At 30.8% G+C, this 20,850-nt stretch carries 18 protein-coding genes; 8 read left to right on the top strand and 10 right to left on the bottom strand.

Features of this window, described 5'->3' with window-relative positions:
* Positions 1-197: 197 nt before the first annotated feature.
* From HGI79_RS07755 to HGI79_RS07745, 3 genes are all read left to right on the top strand, one after another.
* Positions 198-1,181 carry a LacI family DNA-binding transcriptional regulator gene (locus tag HGI79_RS07755; protein WP_185650100.1) on the top strand — a complete coding sequence of 328 codons (984 nt, stop codon included), beginning with the start codon at positions 198-200 and terminating at the stop codon, positions 1,179-1,181.
* 121 nt (positions 1,182-1,302) lie between these two features.
* Positions 1,303-2,556: an MFS transporter gene (locus HGI79_RS07750; protein WP_185650099.1), complete on the top strand. Its 1,254-nt coding sequence runs from the start codon at positions 1,303-1,305 to the stop codon at positions 2,554-2,556.
* Positions 2,556-4,028 carry a glycoside hydrolase family 32 protein gene (locus HGI79_RS07745; protein ID WP_185650098.1) on the top strand — a complete coding sequence of 491 codons (1,473 nt, stop codon included), beginning with the start codon at positions 2,556-2,558 and terminating at the stop codon, positions 4,026-4,028. The genes HGI79_RS07750 and HGI79_RS07745 overlap by 1 nt, the downstream gene beginning before the upstream one ends.
* A 59-nt stretch (positions 4,029-4,087) precedes the next feature.
* Here HGI79_RS07745 and HGI79_RS07740 read toward each other — a convergent pair whose 3' ends face one another.
* The 5 genes from HGI79_RS07740 to HGI79_RS07720 form a co-directional block, all read right to left on the bottom strand.
* Complete coding sequence (locus HGI79_RS07740; protein ID WP_185650097.1) at positions 4,088-5,518, bottom strand: DUF4153 domain-containing protein; 1,431 nt, start codon at positions 5,516-5,518, stop codon at positions 4,088-4,090.
* 10 nt (positions 5,519-5,528) lie between these two features.
* Positions 5,529-5,735: a helix-turn-helix transcriptional regulator gene (locus tag HGI79_RS07735; RefSeq protein WP_185650096.1), complete on the bottom strand. Its 207-nt coding sequence runs from the start codon at positions 5,733-5,735 to the stop codon at positions 5,529-5,531.
* 16 nt (positions 5,736-5,751) lie between these two features.
* Positions 5,752-6,246 carry a DUF2975 domain-containing protein gene (locus tag HGI79_RS07730; protein WP_185650095.1) on the bottom strand — a complete coding sequence of 165 codons (495 nt, stop codon included), beginning with the start codon at positions 6,244-6,246 and terminating at the stop codon, positions 5,752-5,754.
* A 160-nt stretch (positions 6,247-6,406) separates the two neighbouring features.
* Positions 6,407-7,324 (bottom strand): viroplasmin family protein, encoded by a 918-nt coding sequence (locus HGI79_RS07725; RefSeq protein WP_185650094.1) that lies wholly within the window; start codon positions 7,322-7,324, stop codon positions 6,407-6,409.
* A 461-nt stretch (positions 7,325-7,785) separates the two neighbouring features.
* The gene (locus HGI79_RS07720; protein WP_185650093.1) at positions 7,786-8,784 is read right to left on the bottom strand and encodes a YkvA family protein; all 999 of its coding nucleotides are present in this window, start codon (positions 8,782-8,784) and stop codon (positions 7,786-7,788) included.
* A 459-nt stretch (positions 8,785-9,243) separates the two neighbouring features.
* Here HGI79_RS07720 and HGI79_RS07715 point away from each other — a divergent pair, with 459 nt between their 5' ends.
* The 4 genes from HGI79_RS07715 to HGI79_RS07700 all read left to right on the top strand — a co-directional run bounded on the left by HGI79_RS07715 (position 9,244) and on the right by HGI79_RS07700 (position 15,261).
* Entirely contained in the window at positions 9,244-10,977 is a 1,734-nt protein-coding gene (locus tag HGI79_RS07715) for an ATP-dependent metallopeptidase FtsH/Yme1/Tma family protein (RefSeq protein WP_185650092.1), read from the top strand.
* 339 nt (positions 10,978-11,316) lie between these two features.
* A complete protein-coding gene (locus HGI79_RS07710; RefSeq protein ID WP_185650091.1) occupies positions 11,317-12,933 on the top strand; it encodes a spore germination protein in 1,617 nt (538 codons plus the stop codon).
* 3 nt (positions 12,934-12,936) lie between these two features.
* On the top strand, positions 12,937-14,112 hold the full coding sequence (locus tag HGI79_RS07705; protein WP_185650090.1) for a Ger(x)C family spore germination protein: 1,176 nt from the start codon (positions 12,937-12,939) through the stop codon (positions 14,110-14,112).
* Between the two features lie 30 nt (positions 14,113-14,142).
* On the top strand, positions 14,143-15,261 hold the full coding sequence (locus HGI79_RS07700) for a GerAB/ArcD/ProY family transporter (RefSeq protein WP_185650089.1): 1,119 nt from the start codon (positions 14,143-14,145) through the stop codon (positions 15,259-15,261).
* 338 nt (positions 15,262-15,599) lie between these two features.
* On the opposite strand, the gene HGI79_RS07695 is transcribed toward HGI79_RS07700, so the two are convergent.
* From HGI79_RS07695 to HGI79_RS07685, 3 genes are all read right to left on the bottom strand, one after another.
* Entirely contained in the window at positions 15,600-16,613 is a 1,014-nt protein-coding gene (locus tag HGI79_RS07695) for a rhomboid family intramembrane serine protease (RefSeq protein ID WP_185650088.1), read from the bottom strand.
* Between the two features lie 706 nt (positions 16,614-17,319).
* Positions 17,320-18,378 carry an HD-GYP domain-containing protein gene (locus HGI79_RS07690; protein ID WP_185650087.1) on the bottom strand — a complete coding sequence of 353 codons (1,059 nt, stop codon included), beginning with the start codon at positions 18,376-18,378 and terminating at the stop codon, positions 17,320-17,322.
* A gap of 167 nt (positions 18,379-18,545) precedes the next feature.
* Positions 18,546-18,944 carry a DUF6762 family protein gene (locus HGI79_RS07685; RefSeq protein WP_185650086.1) on the bottom strand — a complete coding sequence of 133 codons (399 nt, stop codon included), beginning with the start codon at positions 18,942-18,944 and terminating at the stop codon, positions 18,546-18,548.
* 90 nt (positions 18,945-19,034) lie between these two features.
* Between HGI79_RS07685 and HGI79_RS07680 the strand changes: the two genes are divergently transcribed.
* The gene (locus tag HGI79_RS07680) at positions 19,035-19,370 is read left to right on the top strand and encodes a hypothetical protein (protein ID WP_185650085.1); all 336 of its coding nucleotides are present in this window, start codon (positions 19,035-19,037) and stop codon (positions 19,368-19,370) included.
* Between the two features lie 21 nt (positions 19,371-19,391).
* Here the strand turns inward: HGI79_RS07680 and HGI79_RS07675 are convergent, their stop codons facing one another.
* Both HGI79_RS07675 and HGI79_RS07670 read right to left on the bottom strand, forming a co-directional pair.
* Positions 19,392-19,847, bottom strand: a complete 456-nt coding sequence (locus tag HGI79_RS07675; RefSeq protein WP_185650084.1) for a Fur family transcriptional regulator — start codon at positions 19,845-19,847, stop codon at positions 19,392-19,394.
* Positions 19,848-19,868: 21 nt separating this feature from the next.
* Positions 19,869-20,420, bottom strand: coding sequence for a manganese efflux pump MntP family protein (locus tag HGI79_RS07670; RefSeq protein ID WP_185650083.1), 552 nt, complete (start codon positions 20,418-20,420; stop codon positions 19,869-19,871).
* Positions 20,421-20,850 lie beyond the last annotated feature (430 nt).

Here is a 20,850-nt window from a genome sequence, read left to right as displayed (position 1 = left end):
CTCTGCTTTTAAGGAATATATAGCTAGAAAAATTGCATAAATAGTTAGACTTTTTGTGTCTAAGATATTGACATAGCTCCAAAATACTCACAAAATAGAATTGGAACGGTTAATCGAGAGAGAAGAACTTGAAAATGGAAAAAGCCGTTTTGAGATGGAAAATTAATTTTTTAACAGAGAAGGGATAGAAGAATGAAATGAAGCCGAAAATTCAAGATGTAGCAAAACTAGCAGGAGTATCACCAACAACGGTTTCTCGGGTATTAAATAATCGTGGTTATATAAGCAAAGAAACAAGAGAAAATGTTCAAAAAGCCATGAGAGATCTTAATTATTTTCCAAACGATGTGGCTCGCTCCTTATTCAATAAACGAACTAATTTAATAGGTGTAATCTTACCTACAACAAGTAATCCCTTTTTCGGTGAGCTTACCTTTCATCTAGAGACAATCTGCAATTCCTTAGGTTATAAAATACTACTTTGCAACAGCTTAAATCGTATTGATAAGGAAGAAAAATATTTAGAAATGCTTATGCGTAATCAAGTAGATGGAATTATTGTTGGTACCCATAACCAAGGTATCCTGGACTATCATAAGCAAAATCTAGCTGTTGTAGCTATTGATCGTAATCTGTCAGAAAGCATTCCTGTAGTAAGTTCTGATAATTATGCTGGAGGCAAAATAGCCACAGAACTGTTACTGTCGAAAGGATGTAAAAACATTATTCATATAAATGGATCCATTGAACTAGAAACCCCGGCGAAATTAAGAAGAAAAGCCTATGAGGATGTGATGGGGAATCAGAACAGACTTCCAATTACATATGAAATTCATAATGTATTTGATCGTCAAAATCAGCAGGAAGTAGCAAATAGAATTTTAGATGAGTGCCCGGAGGTAGATGGTGTATTTGCCAGTAATGATTTATTTGCGGCTTCCTTCATAGCTGAAGCAAAAAAGCGTGGAAAAAGTATACCTGGAGACATAAAGGTTATCGGTTACGACGGAACCGAAACATGTCAAATATTACTGCCGGAATTGACCACTATCCAGCAGCCAATTGATTTAATTGCTAAAACAGCCATTGACATTCTATTAAAAGAAATAGACGGAGAGTTTAATGACTTATCACTTAAAACCTGCCTTCCTGTGAAACTTTTAGAAGGAAAAACCACGTAAAACACTGCCTTTATGCAGCGTTTTTTATTTTTTATGAAACGGGTTGACATATGAAAACGGTTGATATATAATTTACTTGAAAAGCTTTTCAGGTAAATTGAATTAATAGGGGGAAATTAAGATGTTAAACTCAAAAGGCATATATTGGAAATTAAGTGCATATTTTTTCTTTTTCTTTTTCACTTGGTCATCTAGTTATTCTTTATTTTCTATTTGGTTAGGACAAGAGATTAACTTAAGCGGAGCAGCTACAGGTGTTATCTTTTCTGTAAACGCTATCTTTGCTTTGTGTATGCAACCATTATATGGGTACATTTCTGACAAAATTGGTTTAAAGAAAAATATATTATTGTTCATCAGTTTGTTACTTTTATTTGTAGGACCATTCTTTATCTATATATATGGACCATTGTTAAAATATAATGTGCTTTTAGGTACAGTAGTTGGGGGAATCTATTTAGGAACAGCCTTTTTGGCTGGTGTAGGGGCCATCGAATCCTATATTGAAAAGATCAGCCGTAGATATAATTTTGAATATGGAAAATCAAGAATGTGGGGCTCTTTAGGCTGGGCAGCTGCTACATTTTTCGCAGGACAACTATTTAATATCAACCCTAATATTAACTTTTGGATCGCATCTGTTTCAGCAATCCTATTAGTTGCAATTATCATTTCTGTATCAGTTGAAATGACAGACCAAGAGATGGAGAGAGCAGAGTCTGTTAAATTAAAAGACGTAGGGAAACTTTTTCTTTTGAAGGAGTTCTGGTTTTTTATGCTATATGTCATCGGGGTGACATGTTTCTATAGTGTTTATGATCAGCAATTCCCACTTTATTATTCTTCTTTATTCCCAACAAAAGCTTTAGGAAATCAAGTATTTGGATATCTTAACTCCTTCCAGGTATTTCTGGAGGCTGGAATGATGTTTCTTGCACCGTTTGTTGTAAATAAGATTGGTTCGAAAAAAGGATTGATTTTAGCAGGAGTTTTAATGGCTTTCCGAATTGTTGGTTCAGGTCTCGTTGTTGGACCAATTGGAATTTCATGCATGAAATTAATCCATGCACTAGAATTACCCATTATGCTAATTGCTATTTTTAAATATTTAGCAGCAAATTTCGATACACGTCTGTCTTCTGTGTTATATCTAGTTGGATTTCAATTTGCCTCTCAAATTGGTGCATCTATTCTTTCACCCATTGCAGGCAGATTGTATGATAATATAGGTTTTCGTCATACCTATATTATAATGGGAATCATAGTTTTATTTTTTACAATAGTTTCAATTTTCACCTTATTAAATTCACACAAAAAAGAAGATGTTTCTAACAATGTAGAAACACAAAGAAAAATTGTATTGGAGGGAAAATAATGTTAACATCAAATAAACTTAAACAAGCTGAAGAGGCATTAGTAAAAGCAAGTAAAAAGATGAATAATCGTTATCGATTAGGCTACCACATTATGGCACCAGCTAACTGGATAAATGATCCTAATGGATTAATCCAATATAAAGGGGAATATCATGTGTTTTATCAACATCATCCATATGATGAGAATTGGGGACCCATGCATTGGGGACATGTTAAAAGTAAGGATCTTATTCATTGGCAGCACTGTCCAATTGCTTTAGCTCCAGGAGATCCCTGTGATAAAGATGGATGTTTTTCAGGAAGTGCTGTTGATAACAATGGTGAACTAACTTTAATTTATACAGGACATCATTATACAGACAAAGAAAATAATCTTTTTTATGAAAATCAAAATATTGCTATCAGCAAGGATGGCATAACTTTTGAAAAGGTAGGAGAAAACCCTGTTATTGCTGAACCGCCAGCTGATAGTGTTCACCATTTTCGTGATCCAAAGGTATGGAAGCATGAAGATAAGTGGTATATGATTTTAGGGAATTCCTCAAAAGAAAATGTTGGAAGAGTAATTTTATACACTTCTGCAGATTTGCGTAAATGGGAATATGTTGGAGTTTTGGCACAAAGCGACGGCACCCTAGGATATATGTGGGAATGCCCAGACTTCTTTGAATTAGATGGGAAATATGTGTTGATGTTCTCACCTCAAGGTATAGAGAAAAAGGATGACCTATATCCTAACCTATTCCAAACTGGTTATTTAGTTGGTGAGTATGATTACGAAACAAACCAATTTATACATGGTTCCTTTACTGAATTGGATAATGGACATGATTTTTATGCCGTACAAACATTTTTAGATGATAAAGGCCGTCGTATCGGTATTGGCTGGATGGATATGTGGGAATCAGACATGCCAACAAAAGAAGATGGATGGTGTGGAGCGTTAACCCTACCACGTGTAATAACACTAGGAACTAATAACAAAATTTTAATGAATCCTGTTGATGAATTAACCTTGTTGCGTCAATCAGAGCACAAGGAGTGTGTAAATAAATCTATATCTGAAAGCTATATAGTAGAGTTGACAGATGATCTAGTAGAAATGAAAGTTGTATTCAGTCTTAATCATTGTAATGCTCAATCTATAGGATTAAAGGTTCGTGGTGCTAACCAAGAAGAGACCATGTTAACTTACCACTTAAATAATCAAAAGCTAACACTTGATTGCTCCAAATGTGGTAAGGATAAAGACGGAATTAGAAATACAATACTTGAGGAACATGGACAGCTTTCATTACATGTATTTTTGGATAGATCCTCTATTGAAGTATTTGCAAATGACGGTGAAGCAACCATGACAAGTCGTATTTATCCTAAAGAACATAGGCTAGGTATTGAACTGTTTACTAAAAATGGAGATGTACAAATAGAAGAATTTACTTATTGGACTCTAAAAGATATTTGGAAATAAACTATTATAATCCTTATTAAATGACTATCATAAATTTATGATAGTCATTTAATATCTATTTACTTATTAACACTAGAAGAATAATAATTATACTCATACCAATGTTCCTGCTTATTCTTATTGTTATTTAACCAATTGCTATATACATCTGTAGATATCTTATGCTCTGCTATTGCTCTTTTCATGGCTGAATTAGCATCAAGAGATAACATACTTAAATAAGCCTCGTCAAACCTACTTATTGTTGGATACATATCTATATTTCGTTGCACAATGTAGTTATCAATATTAAAGAAATTTAATGCTACATAAATTAGTACTGCAGCAAAGGTTATAGGTTTAAATAAATTAATTTCTTTCCATATAAAAAGAATAAGAAGAAACAATACTAAAAATAAAAACAATGTAAATATTTGAACCAAAAGTCTTAATCTTGTATAACCAAAGGCAGCTATATATAAATTCATCTTATATAGTGCTGAGAATGCCATATTGAAAGTAAGTACTGTTATAACAGTATATAAAATATGCAGAGTTAAGTTCTGTTTTTTTCCTGTAGTTTTAGTCTTTAACTTAAGAATAGTAATCATCATTAAATTTAAAACTATCAAAAACACTAACTGAAAAAATCCACTTCTAGCATATTCTGCGTGAGTAAATCCCAAAGGCAATTCCTTATTACCATAAAGGTAAGAAAGCTGAATCTTTGTAAATACCATATAAAGAACACTAACAATTATAAGTACAGTGGTAACTGTTATTGGCTCAAAAGTTCTCTTTGAATGAATCCTACCATCATCATTATTAGACTCATAAGAAAGGCCCCAATAAACACCGAAAATAAAAAAGGTAATAAGAATAGTCCACACCAGCTTATACATTGCAATATTAATATTTACAAATCTTAAACAATCAGTTAAGTTAGATAAGTAGTAACTAAACATTCCGTCTGCTTCCGCTAAAAAAATGCATAAGAAAATAACTACCGGTACAGATATACCTAATCCAAGTGCTATGGACTTATAAGCAGAAGAGTCTTCTTGCTTTTTACCATATTTCACCAAATCTATTACAAATCTAGGTAATTTTAAAGATGTGATAAAGGAATTTATGATAACTCTATTAGAAAAAAAACTAGTAAACTTTATTAATTCCAGTGTAATATTTGAATAAGTAAGTAATAAAAAACCGGAAAATAAACTTATTGGAACTACTATAATATTTAATATTCTAAATATAGGATTAGTGAATATTGAATAGCTAATAGACAAAGCTAAGCTAATAGTTAACAAAAAGTATCCCATGAAACTTTTATTTTTACGTCCATAAAACAAAAAGTAGCCTGCAATAAGATAAACTACAAATATTGAATGGGATATACCCACATAATCAAAAAAGAATAATGAAAATAATATTCCTGCCATTATTGAAAATAATATAAATCCAAGTATCATTATTTTGTTTTCAACTATACTTTCTCTTTTCTCCATAACTCTTCTCCTATCCCTCTGAATACTCCAAAATATCTCCTGGTTGACAATCAAGCTCCTTACAAATAGCCTCAAGAGTTGAAAACCTTATGGCTTTAGCTTTATTATTTTTTAATATTGAAAGATTTGCATTAGTAATACCAACCTTCTCAGCCAGCTCCTGAAGAGATATTTTTCGTTTAGCCATCATTACATCTAAATTAACAATTATAGCCATTAGTTTCTCCCTTTCCCTATATAGTAAAATCACTTTCTTCTTTGTACTGCACAGCCTGTTGAAACACCTTTGAAAGTATGGCTATAAAGCATCCTGCAAAAATAAATATTATAAACTCCATATCCGTATGAATTCCCCGTGAATCAACATAAATAAATTGAAATTCTTTAAAATTAGAACCAAATAGAAAATTTATCAAATAACACCCAGCAATGATAAAGCACTCCACAGAAATTCTCTTTAAAGACTTTATATTAGCCGTTACAAAAGGATTAGCGTTAACCAATGTATTCATAACCTTTCTTAATTCTAAAACTATTAGAAATACACAAATTATACCTACTGCTAGCAATAAAATTACTAAAGTTTTCTTTCCCATTGCGATATTTTGCTTCATATTAAAAAGAGTATTATAAAAAATTAAACCAGTAGCAGCTACTCCTATAACCAGTGTACAATTTAAAATTATCTCTACTAATGCTGCCATAGATCCTTTTCCATAATATTTCATAGAATCACTCCTTATATTTTATTGGCACTTTAATGATATCATATGTTTTTTTACTTTTCAATATATTTTTATTGAAAAACAATAAACTATTATTGTTTTATAATGTATCACTCTCAAAAAAAATAACAAAGAGTATCTATATAGATACTCTTTCTTGTATTTATCTAACATAGTCTAATAGATAAATAATAAAATCTGTTTTTCCTTCATCACTTAAATTACCTATTAAGCTTTTAGCTGCTTCTGGATTTTTTCTATATTCATTGATAACCTCTTTAAACCCATATGTTTTAATTTTTTCCTTATTTTCTTCATTATTAGAGTTAATAACAATTATGTTTTTCTCTCCTTTAGGAGCTATTTTTACAATTTCTTGCTTTACATCCTCATTAGCTACATTTAAAGTATTAGTAAGCAACCATTTCTCTACAACCTTATCTGATTGTACCGATAAATTCTCTTTACATTTTTCATCGACAAGCTCATTAAAGAAGTCACCTGTGTGGCTGTCTACCTTCACAAAAATAACTTCAATACCAGAACTCATTAACTCATTCATTTTCTTATAATACTCTGCAGAAGATTCTTCTCTTCGTTCCCAGAATCCTGTAGCATGATGACAAATGCCTTCATAGTCATGAAATATAACTACTTTTTTATCCTCTTTACTTAAAGCATATTGTACTGCTTTTACAGCTCCCTCTAACTCACCTGCTATCTGCCTTATATTTTTTTGAGAATTATCCTTTGCTGAAGATGCATCAATATATTCAACTACATTATTTCTAACAGCCACTACCCCATAAGAATACTTTTCAGTGTTAATATTATAACTTCCATCAACGTAAATATGTAAACAATCCTCCGGGTAGCTATCTTCTCCCTTTTTCAATAGCTTACTGCCTTCACTTAAATATTGGTTGGCACTACGAATATCTTCAAAGCTTTTGTATTTTGCACCCTTAACACCCTTCACATATTTTAAGCACTCTGCCCAAGTGTTAACTATCTTATTTTCTATCTTACAATTATTTTCAGAATCAAAACCTTCTTTTATAGCATAAACTTTCTTTCCCATTTACTTGTATCTCCTTATTCTAAACCTACATAATGTTTTAAAGCTTTTTTTATTCATATATCATAATAATAAAAATACTATAATTTGTAAATCAGAAAACAAGCTAAAACTTAAAAAATTAAAGGAAGAAATATTCTATGGATACTTGCAACTTAAATTTAACTTATACGTAGGAATATGTTGCCAAAACTGAAGACACATTTAAAAATTTTTTTATCAGTCTTAGTGAAGTGTTTTTGAAAATCTTAGAAGCTTTGATATGTTTGAGGTACGAGTTTATCAAAGATTCTTAGATTTATATGAAACTCATCTTCCTTACGTCAGATGAGTAAGCGATTCGCACAAAATCACAGATTTTGGCTCTCTGCTTAAAACACGAGCTTTAGACTGATAAAAAATTTTTAACGTGCTGAAGTTTGGCAGCATATTCTGAAGTATAAGTTAAATTTCGGGCATGAATACTATACCTGAGTTTTATCTATTGAGGCAGCTACTTCTTCACTTACCTTGTGTTTGTTAACATCTTTCTCACCTTTTTTAAAAATATTTTTAGTAACCTTAATCAACTTGTTAACATTTTGAGCTCCAACTACTTGAGAGATATAACCAACCGCTTCTTTCGTTATTAGAATAATATTTTCATCTCCCTGCCAATTTTCAAGAATAATTTCCTCTGGCACTTCATTTATAATAGCATTAAGAGCAAAAAAGGCTATAGCTAAATCATCTATCTTTCCTACTAAGGGTATAAAATCTGGAAGAACATCAATTGGACTAGCTAGGTATGCTACTACCCCTGCTACCATAATTTTTACTTTTACCTTAACTCTTTTATCTCTAAACAACCTCCATAAAAGAGCTGTGATGTCAGGTATAATCATAGCATATTTAATAAATTTATCATATTTATTTGGAACCTTATCCACTATTTGTTTTCTAAACTTTGTGTATTCATCCTTAGGTTTAGTGGGTTCAATCTTCTTTGTTTCTTTATTTCTAGTAGGCATTAGTTTATTCTCCGCATAAATAAGATTCTCTGCTTCAACTTCTATAGCTCCACTAATTACATTTATACTTTTTAGTTTAAAATAAAAATATGGTACAAATTTAGATATAACATCTAAGTTAGCAGTAACAATATCCTTGTCAACTTTTATTCCATAATCTACGAAATCTTTAAGCAGCTTCTTTAATGCTAAATTCTTAATACTATTTAATATACCAATCTTAGAAACATGTATATTAAATATCTTAATATTTATAACATTACCTAATATACTTCCTAGGCCTATCTTAACTGTAAATGGAATTGATATCTTTCTTTTATAACTGCCTTTAATAGTTATAAGCTCATTAATTTCTATGTTATCAATTTGAAGTCCTTCAATGTCTATATAATCACTTATTATACTTAAAATATCTTCATCATTTAAAAGCACCTTAACAGCCGAAACCTTCATAAAATCCTTCTCCCCTCTGAATTATCTCATCTAATTATATAGTTCCTAGTTTGAAACTTAAATCCATACATAGGTCATTTTTAGAAATTTCTAACTTCTGTATCATAAGTAAAGTATACAGTAAATTAAAATTTGTGCAACAACCATTTATAGGTTTCAAATTTAACAGCACGAATTGCTGATATCCTATCCACCTGCTCTATATTAACGGCTAAGCTTGTATACTTTACTCCAACTGTTCCATAAATTACTTTAGTAATTTTTATGATTTTCATTAGACTTAAAAGTAAAAATATTATAATATCATTAACATAGAGTTTAAATTACAGATAAACAGTCTATATTTATTTACAATATATTGAAATATAGCAATTGTGTCACACAAAGTAAAACCTCAGTAAAATTGAGTCTTACCACTGGTAACGAATAGATAGATTAATTAGAAAGGTAAGGGATTGAATGAACAAAATGAAAAAGAAGTATATATTGATACCTGTTATTACTGCAGTATTATCTCTTGCTGCTTTATTGTTTCTTAACTTTGTTGAAACTCCAAAAACTCATAAGTCATATGTACTTTTCCTAAAAGATGTTTCAAACAAGAAGGTTTCTACAGTATATATTACTAGTGCGCCTAAGATAGTAGTTAAATTAAATGATGGAAAAAAATACGAAACAGATAATCCAAGAACAAATAATTTTAAAGAAATAATGTTAAAGGACGGCGTTTCCGTATCTGAACAACTACCTTCTGATACTAAGCAAATATATCCTATGGTAACTTTATTTATGTCACTAATTGCTATTGTAGTTATGTCAGTAAAATTTTCTAATATAGCATCTAAACGTATTCGCTCTGTTGATGCCCTAGATGCTGCTGCTGTTGCAGACTTAGGTCTTGGCTTTGATAATGTGGCTGGAAATGAGGAAGCAAAAGAAAGTGTACAAGATATTGTTGACTTTCTTAAAAACCCAGAAAAATATGCATCCTATGGTGCAAGAATGCCTAAAGGAGTCATATTTTATGGCGAACCTGGAACTGGTAAAACTCTTTTAGCTAAAGCAGTTGCCGGTGAAGCTGGGGTTCCTTTCTATGCTGTATCTGGTTCTGACTTTATACAAGTATATGTAGGGGTTGGAGCTAGCCGTATAAGACAGTTATTTAAAAAAGCTAGAAATAATTCTACTGGTAAAGCTGTTATATTTATTGATGAAATAGACGCTATAGGTAAGAAAAGAGATGGCGGCAGAGGTACTGGTGGTTCAGACGAAAGAGATCAAACTTTAAATGCACTTCTTACAGAAATGTCAGGCTTTAATGAAAAGGAAGGTATTGTAGTTATGGCTGCTACTAACAGATTAGACATGCTAGATCCTGCACTTTTAAGACCTGGTAGATTTGACAGACATATAGAAGTAAATTTACCTGATATATCTGCAAGAGAGAAAATTATCAATTTACATTTTAAAAATAAACCTATGGGAAATATAAGCATAAAAGAATGGGCTCAGAAAACTTCTTATTTTTCAGGAGCTAAACTTGAAAGTTTGGTAAATGAAGCAGCTATACTTGCATGTAAAGAAAATAGCCCTAATATAGAAAATAGTCATCTAGACACTGCTTTCTCTATAGTTTTAGCAGGTCATGAAAAGAAAAATAGAGATCATATAAAAGATATAGACAAGAAAATTACTGCTTACCATGAAGTAGGACATGCTCTTGTATCTTTAAAGGTTCTTCCAGAAGAAAAAGTATCAAAGGTAACTATTATACCTAGCACAAAGGGTGCCGGTGGGTATACCCTAAGTATACCTGAGGACAGAATGTTCCAAAACAAAGACTACTTAAGAAAAAGAATAATGGTACTGCTAGGGGGAAGAGCTGCAGAAGAAATTATATTTGGAGCTGATTATATCACCACAGGAGCTCATAACGATTTACAACGAAGTACACAAATTGCATTCAATATGATAACTCAATATGGTATGGGTAACACCTTAGGCTTATTAAATATGCAGGAGTTACTAGATTTAAACTTAAATCAAGATGAAGTCATTAAAGAATGTAAAGACCTAATTGACTCCATATACGAAGAGGTTAAACAACTGCTTATAAAAGAAAATCATAACTTAGAAAACATAACAAAACTCCTTATCGAAAAGGAAACTTTACATGAAGAAGATCTAGTTTAAAACTAGATCTTCTTCTTTGTTTTTATCTAAGACTTGGTGTGAAATTTAACTTATACGTAAGGATATATTGCTAAAACTGAAGCACATTTAAAAGCTTTTTTATCAGCCTTAGTGAAGTGTTGTAGAAAACCTTAGAACCTTAGATTGCTTGAGCAAAGCGAGTTTATCAAAGGTTCTTAGGTTTTCTACAACACGAACTTTAGACTAATTGAAAGCTTTTAACGTGCTGAAGTTTGGCAACATATCCTGGAGTATAAGTTAAATTTCCACCGTAGAATCCTATATCATGAATAAATAGTTTATTTTATAAAATACTATTATTCAGAGTAGGTGAATTAAATGTTTAAAAATATCTTTTCGTTAAGTGATGAAAATAGTAAAAACAAGAATATACAAGAGAATATTAAAACACCTGAATATGAAAATATTAAAGTTTCACCTGTATTAGAGGATAATAAACAAAATATAGAAAAAATTTTTGTGAACTGTTCAGATTTTATCATTAGAGAAGTTAAAATTACAAATAATCCTCAATATACTGCTATGGTTGCATATATTAATAATATGTGTGAAACAGCAACTATTGAAGAAGCTGTTATTAAAAAACTAACTAGTAAGAGTGAGTATCCTAGTTATAGCCCAGGCAGCAAGGAATATTGTAAGTACCTGCTTGGAATAAGAGATGCAGATATATATATGGATATAATTAAAGTTGTAGATTCAATATTAAGTGGAAAACTTATTTTATTTATAGATGGAATAAATGAAGCAATGGTAATTAATATTACTAATCCTCCCGGTAGAAGTGTTGAGGAGCCCGTGGTTGAAAGTGTTGTTCGTGGACCTAGAGAAGGCTTTACAGAGTCTATATCTACTAATAGAGTACTTATAAGAAAGATAATTAAAAGCCCTAATTTAAAATTTGAATTATTTATAATGGGAAGAGAAACAAAAACAGATGTTAACATTGCGTATCTTTCCAATATAGCTAATGAAAAAATAATAAATAAATTAAAGGAAAGATTAAATAAAATCGATATAGACGGAGTATTAGAAGCTAATTATATAAAAGAATACATAGAAGATGAACCTATATCTAATTTCCCTACTATATACTCAACAGAAAGACCAGATGTGGTAGCCACTAAGCTATTAGAAGGTCGTATTGCAATTATAACAAACGGAACTCCTGTAGTCATAACTGTTCCTGCTATTTTTGCAGAATTTATGGAAACTACTGAAGATTCTTATTTAAAATTCATTGCAGGTAGTATAAATCGTATTATTAGATATTTATCTTTCGTTTTATCTCTTACGCTACCAGGGTTTTTTTTAGCAATAACAACCTTTCATCAAGAAGTCATTCCGACGCCTTTATTAGTTAGTTTTATGAAAGCTCGTGCTGATGTACCCTATCCAGCTTTTGTTGAATGTTTTTTAATGTTAACGGTATATGAAATATTGAGAGAAGCTGGTGTTAGAATGCCAAGAGCTGTAGGTCAGGCAATAAGTGTAGTTGGAGCATTGGTATTAGGCGAGTCAGCAGTGCAGGCTGGTCTTGTTAGTACACCCATGGTAATTGTAGTAGCTACTACAGGCATATCCTCCTTTGCTGTACCATCTACTGATATGTCTACAGCAATTATATTTCCTAGATTTATATTCTTATTCCTTGGAGGATTTACAGGTCTATTAGGCTTACTCTGCGGTATAGTAATTCTGTGTATGAAACTTATATCTATACGTTCTTTTGGTATTCCATATATGGAGCCATTAGCACCAATTGTTCCAAATGAATTACCAAATATAGTTATTAGACGTCCCCTTTGGACTAAACTTCGAAGGTCTTGGTTTATTACCGGAAAAGAATCTATACGAAGAAAAGAAAGTTCTCATATTAAATCAATAAAAGAAGGGGATAAAAAAGCTATAGGACAAAAGAAAAATAAGGAGTAGCTTATGAAAAAATTTATTTCAATTTTCATGACAATTATTGTTGCTATTTCTATTACAAGCTGTAGAGAAGAAAAACGTGAACTTAATATATTAGCTGTAGTATTAGCCATAGGATTTGATTTAACACCAGAAGGGAAATACGTTTTCACAGCTCAGATATTAAATCCACAAAAGGAATCTTCTGGCGGAGGTAGGACTAAAAAGACACAAGGACAGCAAGGTTCCTCAGAAGTAGTAGTATTTAGTGCTACAGGTGATACTCCCCAGAATGCTGTGGATCATATGTCTATAGAGCAGGGTAGAAGTTTGTTTTTTGGTCATACCAAATACGTAGTTGTAGGTAAAGAACTAGCTGAATCTGGCTTATCACTGTACATTGATGCTTCATTAAGAAACTATGAAACAAGACCAGATCATCCAATCTTCGTAACAAAAGGTAAAGCTTCAGATATAATAACAGCTGTAAATACTGATGAGAAAAATCCTACCAATACAATTGAAAACTTGGTAAGGCTGCAGTCAACCAGAGGTTTTACACCTATAGTGTCAAGAATCAATTTTGCTAATGCTTTAGTAAGTGATACTGGAACGCCTATAATAGGAGTTATTGAACTAGCAAAAAATCACACTCTAGATGCCACATTTAAAATGGCAGGTACTGCTGTATTTAAAAAAGATAAACTCATAGGCTTCTTAAATATGTATGAAACACGAGGTATGCAGTGGATAAAAGGTAAGGTTAAAGGTGGTACTATAACAGCATATTTACAGGATAATAAGGTAATTACCTTCGATATATTAAAATTAAAAAGTGAAGTAAAGCCAATAGTAACAGGTGATACTGTGACAATACAGATAAACATAAAATCTCAAAGTAATATCCTTGAGATGTCAGATACATTAGATCCTATGAAAAATCCAAAAATAATGGATGAGTTAAGTAAGCTTCAGGACCAGGCCATAGAAAAGGAAGTTAAGTTGGCTTTATATGCAGCACAAAAGAAGCTTAATATAGACATGTTTGATTTTGGAGGTGTAATTCATAGAGAGTATCCAATTTTTTGGAAGAAGATAAAAAAAGATTGGAACTACCTTTTCCCTCATATTAACGTTGAAATAAAAGTAGACTCTACTGTTAAAAGACCAGGAATTATTTCAAAACCAATGAAACCACAGTAAAAATATGTAAATTCCGAAGGAATGATTATTATGAAAATAAAAATATCTGCTCATCAACTGTTTTCTTCTATTATACTAGTGCCTTTAGGTAGTGCCTTACTTTTCTTCCTTGCTCCTGAGGCAAAGCAGGATGTATGGCTTGCAGTGCTTATTTATATATTTCCAGCAATTATATTACAAGTTATATATACAAGTCTATGGAATAAGTACCCACAGGATAGCATTGTTACATATATGCCTAAGATTTTTGGGAAATTTATAGGAAACATACTCAGTGTAATATATATTATTTATTTTGCCTACATATCCGCAAGGATATTAAGAGATTTCCAAGAACTTATGTTAGTTGCTATAATGCCCAAAATGCCTCCTATTATAATTTCAATAATGATTACTTCAGTAATTGGCTATGGTGTGTATCTTGGTTTGGAAAACATGTGTAGGGCGGCACATATTTTACTATATCTATGGATTTTTTACTTTATCATGGAATGGTTAATTCTTTTTATCACACCAGATGCTTTACAAATTCATAACTTAAAACCTGTTCTTGAGAATGGAATAGTTTTTGTTATAAAAAAAAGCTGGAAAATTATCACTTTTCCCTATGGTGAGACTATACTATTCACCATGTTTTTCCCCTATACTGTTGAAGTATCAAAGGTAAGAAAAGCATCAGTGTTGGCTATTATAGCCGAAGGAATATTCATATCATTAAACACTGTAATATTTATTGCAACACTAGGAGTAGAATATGCATCTACCTCTCTCTTTCCCCTTCTTCAAACTTTACGTATAATGAGAATAGGGGAAGCTTTTGACAGAGTAGATGTATTTGTAATATTTATTATAGTACTAGTAGGTTTTGTTAAAGCAAGTTTTTTTCTATATGGAGCAATGCTTGGTACTGCTCAGCTTATAAAATTAAAAGACACCAAATATTTAGCAATACCTTTTAGTATTATATTACTAATTACTTCTCAACTAATAGCAAAAAACTTTCCTCAACACATATACATAGGGCAGGTATTTACGCTAAAATATATTCACTTACCAGTAGCAATCATTATTCCAATAATTGCATTGTTAGTATACCATATAAGGAATTTGGGCAAAAAAAATAGCCCAACTTCTGAGCAACAAAACTAGTGATGTGTTATAATGCTCTAAATCTAAAACTTGACATATACCCGAGAATATAATGACAATTCCTCGATACCATAAATAATTTTTTTATTAGTCTTAGCGAAAATTTGAGGAAAACCTTAGAACTTTTGATATGGTTAAAAGCCTAAATGGCTTTTAACGAGCGACTTATCAATGGTAATTGATAAGTTGGTCCGAACTGAGGTACGAGTTTATCAAAGTTCTTAGGTTTTTCTCAAATTGGAGTTTTAGACTAATTAAAAATATTTAACGTGACGAAACATGGTAATATATCTGGTCGTATAAGTTAAATTTCGGGCATAGTTATTATTATATCAAGTCTAAGACTTTAAAAATGTAAAGATTAAATAAGAGCTAATTATTCCTCCCAAGAGCCCACCTAAATGTCCAAAGTTATCCACATTAGCTATAGAAAATCCTATTATTAAGTTAACTCCTATTACAGATAATATATTTGTTATAAAATCTCTGCCAATTCTATTCTTCATCTTAAAACCAAATATCAAGGTTGCTCCCAGCAATCCAAATATGGCTCCTGATGCTCCTACGGATATGCTCTTAGAAAACATATAGCTAAAGTAAGAGCCTACTATTCCAGATAGAAGATATATTATTATGTATTTAAACTTACCATAAACACTTTCAACTAAGGGCCCTATGGAATATAGGGAATACATATTTAATGCAATATGCACTATACCTCCATGGAGGAACATGCAAGTTAACAGTCTATAATACTGACCCTGTGCTATAAGCTGGTTAACCTTGGCTCCTAAAAATACAAGTACTCTTATATCACTATTAGAAATATTGCCAGATAAATAAGCTGTTAAAATATATATTAGTACATTTACAGCTATTAATCCATATGTTATAATTGGCATCTGTGACTTTTTGTTACTGCCTTTTTTTGATTTTATGTAATTCATACAGTTTGCTAATTCATGTGCCTTATTTTGCAAACCAGAACTATAATAAAGTATTTTGTTATCCACATTGTTGATTAAAATTAATTCACACTGTGGATTAATTTCGTAATTTAAGCACAATTCTCCCTGTTCAGTATTTTTAACCTTTAATTCGCTATCAATTACAATGTGAACAAGTCTCACATCATCACATTGAAAAGCCTTAGCTAATGCATCTACTAATTTACCCTTATTCACTTTATTGTAGTTCTGCAAATCAGAAAAAAATATTACTTCCATTGTATTTTCTACATTCTTAACTACTCCCCAAGTACTTAGAAGCCCCTCCAGATCATCAAACTCCACAACACTATATCCATATAATTCACAAAGCTTCTCTATGAGCTTTCTAATATAATTCTCCATAAATATTCTCCTTTAACTTATATTATATAGATAGTTAACTCTATAAATTAACTTATTATAATGTTAATTTGCCACTTCTTTATTCAACATGCATTTAGAATATTAATATTTATCGTTAAGCTGACAAATTAGATAAGTTTAGTTTTACAATTAACTATCTATATAGGGTTTCTAGCTCTAAACTTAACTTATACGTAGGAATATGTTGACAAAACTGAAGCACATTTAAAAACTTTTTTATCAGTCTTAGTGAAGTGTTTTTAGAAAATCTTAGGAGCTTTGATATGTTTGAGGTACGAGTTTATCAAAGTTTCTTAGATTTTCAAAAACACGAACTGTAGACTGATTAAAAGTTTTTAACATGCTGAAGTTTGGCAACATATTCGGTCGTATAAGTTAAGTTTCTACTTTGGAACCCTATAGATAAATACGACTGAAATTCAACTTATACTTAGGGATATATTACCAATATTGAAGTCACATTTAAATATTTTTTTATTAGTCTTAGCGAAAATTTGAGAAAAAATCTTAGAGCTTTAGACTAATTAAAAATATTTAACGTGACGAAATATGGTAATATATCCGGTGGTATAAGTTAAATTTGGGGCATGGTTATCCCATACTCTGCAACGTTAAAAATGCACAGCATACAATAGCTTTAACCATATTGTATGCTGTGCACGCATTTCTATCCGCACTATAAACTTTACACAATACTTTCTATTACAACACTAGGATTTTTTAATAAATCTATCTCATAAAAAGGTATAGGTTCTTTTGTTATTTTATCATAAAGTACTCTTATTATAGGTCTATCTGGAAAGCCTTTATTCTGGCTTATAATATATCCTTCTTCTCCATTTGAAAGTTTAACACAGCATCCTAGTGGATATATAGCAAAGGTGTTTTTAAAAGCATTAACTATCCCTTCATCAAAACTACTGCCACTGCCAGCAAGGATAAGCTCATATGCGTCATTAGGACTAAACTTTTTCCTGTAGCATCTATCATTACTTACTGCATCATAAACATCACATATACATACAATTTTAGCAAACCTATTAATCTGTTTTCCACTCAAACCGTGAGGGTAACCTCTACCATCAACTCTTTCATGATGCTGCTCTACTACTTTAATTATAGAATCGGGCATTGTAATATTTTTTCTTAATATATCCCCACCATACAAAGTATGTCTTTTTATTTCGCCAAATTCTTCATCTGTCAAACGACCTTCTTTATTTAATATTTCTATAGGAAGAGAGGTTTTTCCTATATCGTGTAAAATCGCCCCAATTCCTAGATCTTTTAAATCCCACTGCTTTAATTTCAATGTCAATCCCAGAAAAGAAGCCATAATACAAGTATCTAGTGCATGTACATAAGTATAATTGTCATAGGTTTGTATATCATTTAAGCTTTTGTTAACATCCCCAATAGTTATTATATAATTTATCATTTCTTCTACATTACTTAAGGATTCTTTAAGCTTCTTTCCGTTACAATCATGTACATTTTTAATAATACTAGACATGCTTTTCATGGTGACTTGCTTAAGTTCAGTGAGTTTTTCATCCTCAACAGCTACATCATCTAACCTATCATCTTCAAGATATACATAAAAAACTCCTAGTTCTTTAAGCTTGTTTATATAAGTACTATTTAATTTTACACCAGCTCTTAATAGAACCTGTCCTTCATCAGTCAGTATACTTTTACCCAGAATATCATCTTCTTTAACCCTATTTATTAACTCTAGCTTCATTCTTTCACCTCAGTAAAATTCAATCTTTAAAGCCTACATTTTAAACTCTGCCAACAATAATCTAAATGTATTTCTATTTTCAAATCATACCATATTATGCATAAAAATAAAATATCTATATAGCTTTTTATAAAAAGCTATATAGATATTTTTGTATAATTATAAGGTTATTTGTATTGTTCCTCTTTATCTTTAATATCTTCAAAAACTTTATTCATAGTGTCATCAATCAATGAACATAGATCATTTATCTTATTACTCATGATTTCATATTCTTCGTCATAATCAAACTTAACTATCCAAGTTGGATTATACTCATCGTCAACGTCCTCTACTTTATATCCCTTAGCTTCGAATTGTTCCAAATCAAATAAGTCAAATATAGCTGAATATTCCCATTCCTCTACATCCTTATTAGTATCAAAATATATATTTACCTTATCACCATCATAAAACATTTTTGTTATGTATTTAGCTCCATCTCCAACTTGATAACTTCCAAGCTCTCTTACAATAAGCTTAGTCTCCTTATCTCTTTCCATTAGCACTAAAGACGAAAAATCCATATTTAACACCATCCTTTTTCCTTATTTAGTATTTACTTTTTCACAAAATTTAGTTATTATATAATTGGGTATTTTTTACAGGAGGTAACTATGAAAAAAATATTAATCATTGTGTTATCTGTATTTTTAGTAGGTGGAGTTATAAAATATAGTTATACAACTAACAGATGTAGAAATATTGATTATGCTGTTGAAAGGTATTTTACAACAGGATTTTTTAATAACTACAGACTGGATAACATAGGTACCATGAATTTATCTTTCTCTAATGGAATCATGGCTGTAGTGAAGGTAGACGGAATGACAAGAAAAACTCCACACAAAAGAGTAGCATATAGTGTATTTTTAGAAAAAAGTAATAATGGTGTATGGAAAGTAAGAAAAATATACCCTGCTCAGGTTACTTTAAATAATGATAACTTTTAATTTTAAAGAATAGTTGTACCTCTATTCTTTATTTTTTTCTGTTTCACCACGCTCTATATCATCACCTTTGCTGCATTGGTTACATATTCCTTCTAGTTTTAGATCTAATTCATCTTCTAAATATATAAATCCTGTTTTATTTTTTATTATCTCCCTGATTTCCTGCATAGGGCAGTCTATTTCCACTTCTCTATGACAAAGTTTGCATTGCAGTACATGCTTATGATCCTCTTTTTTAATAGTATAACTGAATTTACCTTGACCTAAATCAAATTTTCTTATAATATCCTTATCTTGAAATAATTCCAAGGATCTATATACTGTAGATAAATCTATATTTATATTTCTCTTCTTACATTCATTAAAAATATACTCTACATTTATTGCATCATCTGCTTTGCATAATATATCTAATATATTTACTCTACCTTTTGTAACCTTTATGCGTTTTTTCTTTAAATATTGTTCAATTTCCACTTACTTCACCCCAAGATTTCTTTAGAAAAACATCATTTTTAATCCAAATATAATAAGTATAACTCCACCTATATAATCAGCATATTTACCTACTATAGTTATCTTCTTTAAATATCTTGCTATAAAAAAAGCAAAACTTGATAAAATAAAGGTTACTACTCCTATAAACAGTGTACTTCTAATAATAGCCATATTACTAGTAATATTATTTAGTGCTGTAAAACCTATAACCATGGCATCTATACTTACAGAGACGCCTAATACTATAACCATCCCAGGTTTTATTAGTGGACATTCCCCTTTATTCTCAAAGCCTTCTTTCAGCATCATTACTCCTACAATAGCAATAAGCACACCGCCAATAACCTTAGGAACTGATGCTATATATGTATTAAATAAAAAACCTGCATATGCTCCAACTATGGAAAACAAAAATTGAAAAAATCCAAAAGATGTTGCAAATAAAAGCTTAGTATTAATTCTTATACCACTGTTTAATCCTATACACAAAGCCACTCCAAACGCATCTAACGATAAAGCCACTGCAATCAATAATATTGAATAAAAATCCATACTCTTCTCCTTGTTTCAAGTTTATTCTTGTGACAATATTATTTTACTTTATATGTATCATATTGTCTATATTAACAAAATTCATAATAACATTTTATTCCTTGGAAAATATTCCTAGAACTATATAGATAACCATGCCCGAAATTTAACTTATACTCCGGGGTATATTACCATGCTTTGTCACGTTAAATATTTTTAATTAGTCTAAGGCTCAAATTTGACAAAAATCTAAGAACTTTGATAAACTCGCTATGCTCAAACATATCTAAAGTCCTAAGATTTTTTATCAAATTTTCGCTAAGACTAATAAAAAAATATTTAAATGTGACTTCAGCATTGGTAATATACCCCTACGTATAAGTTAAATTTAAGTTATGGGTATTTATTATATTTGTTCGGTGTTGAAAACTTAAATTATACGTAAGGATAT

It is taken from the genome of Clostridium sp. DJ247 (assembly GCF_014231265.1).
The sequence above is the reverse complement of the archived record's forward strand: the minus strand, read 5'-3'. Positions and strand labels throughout refer to the sequence as shown.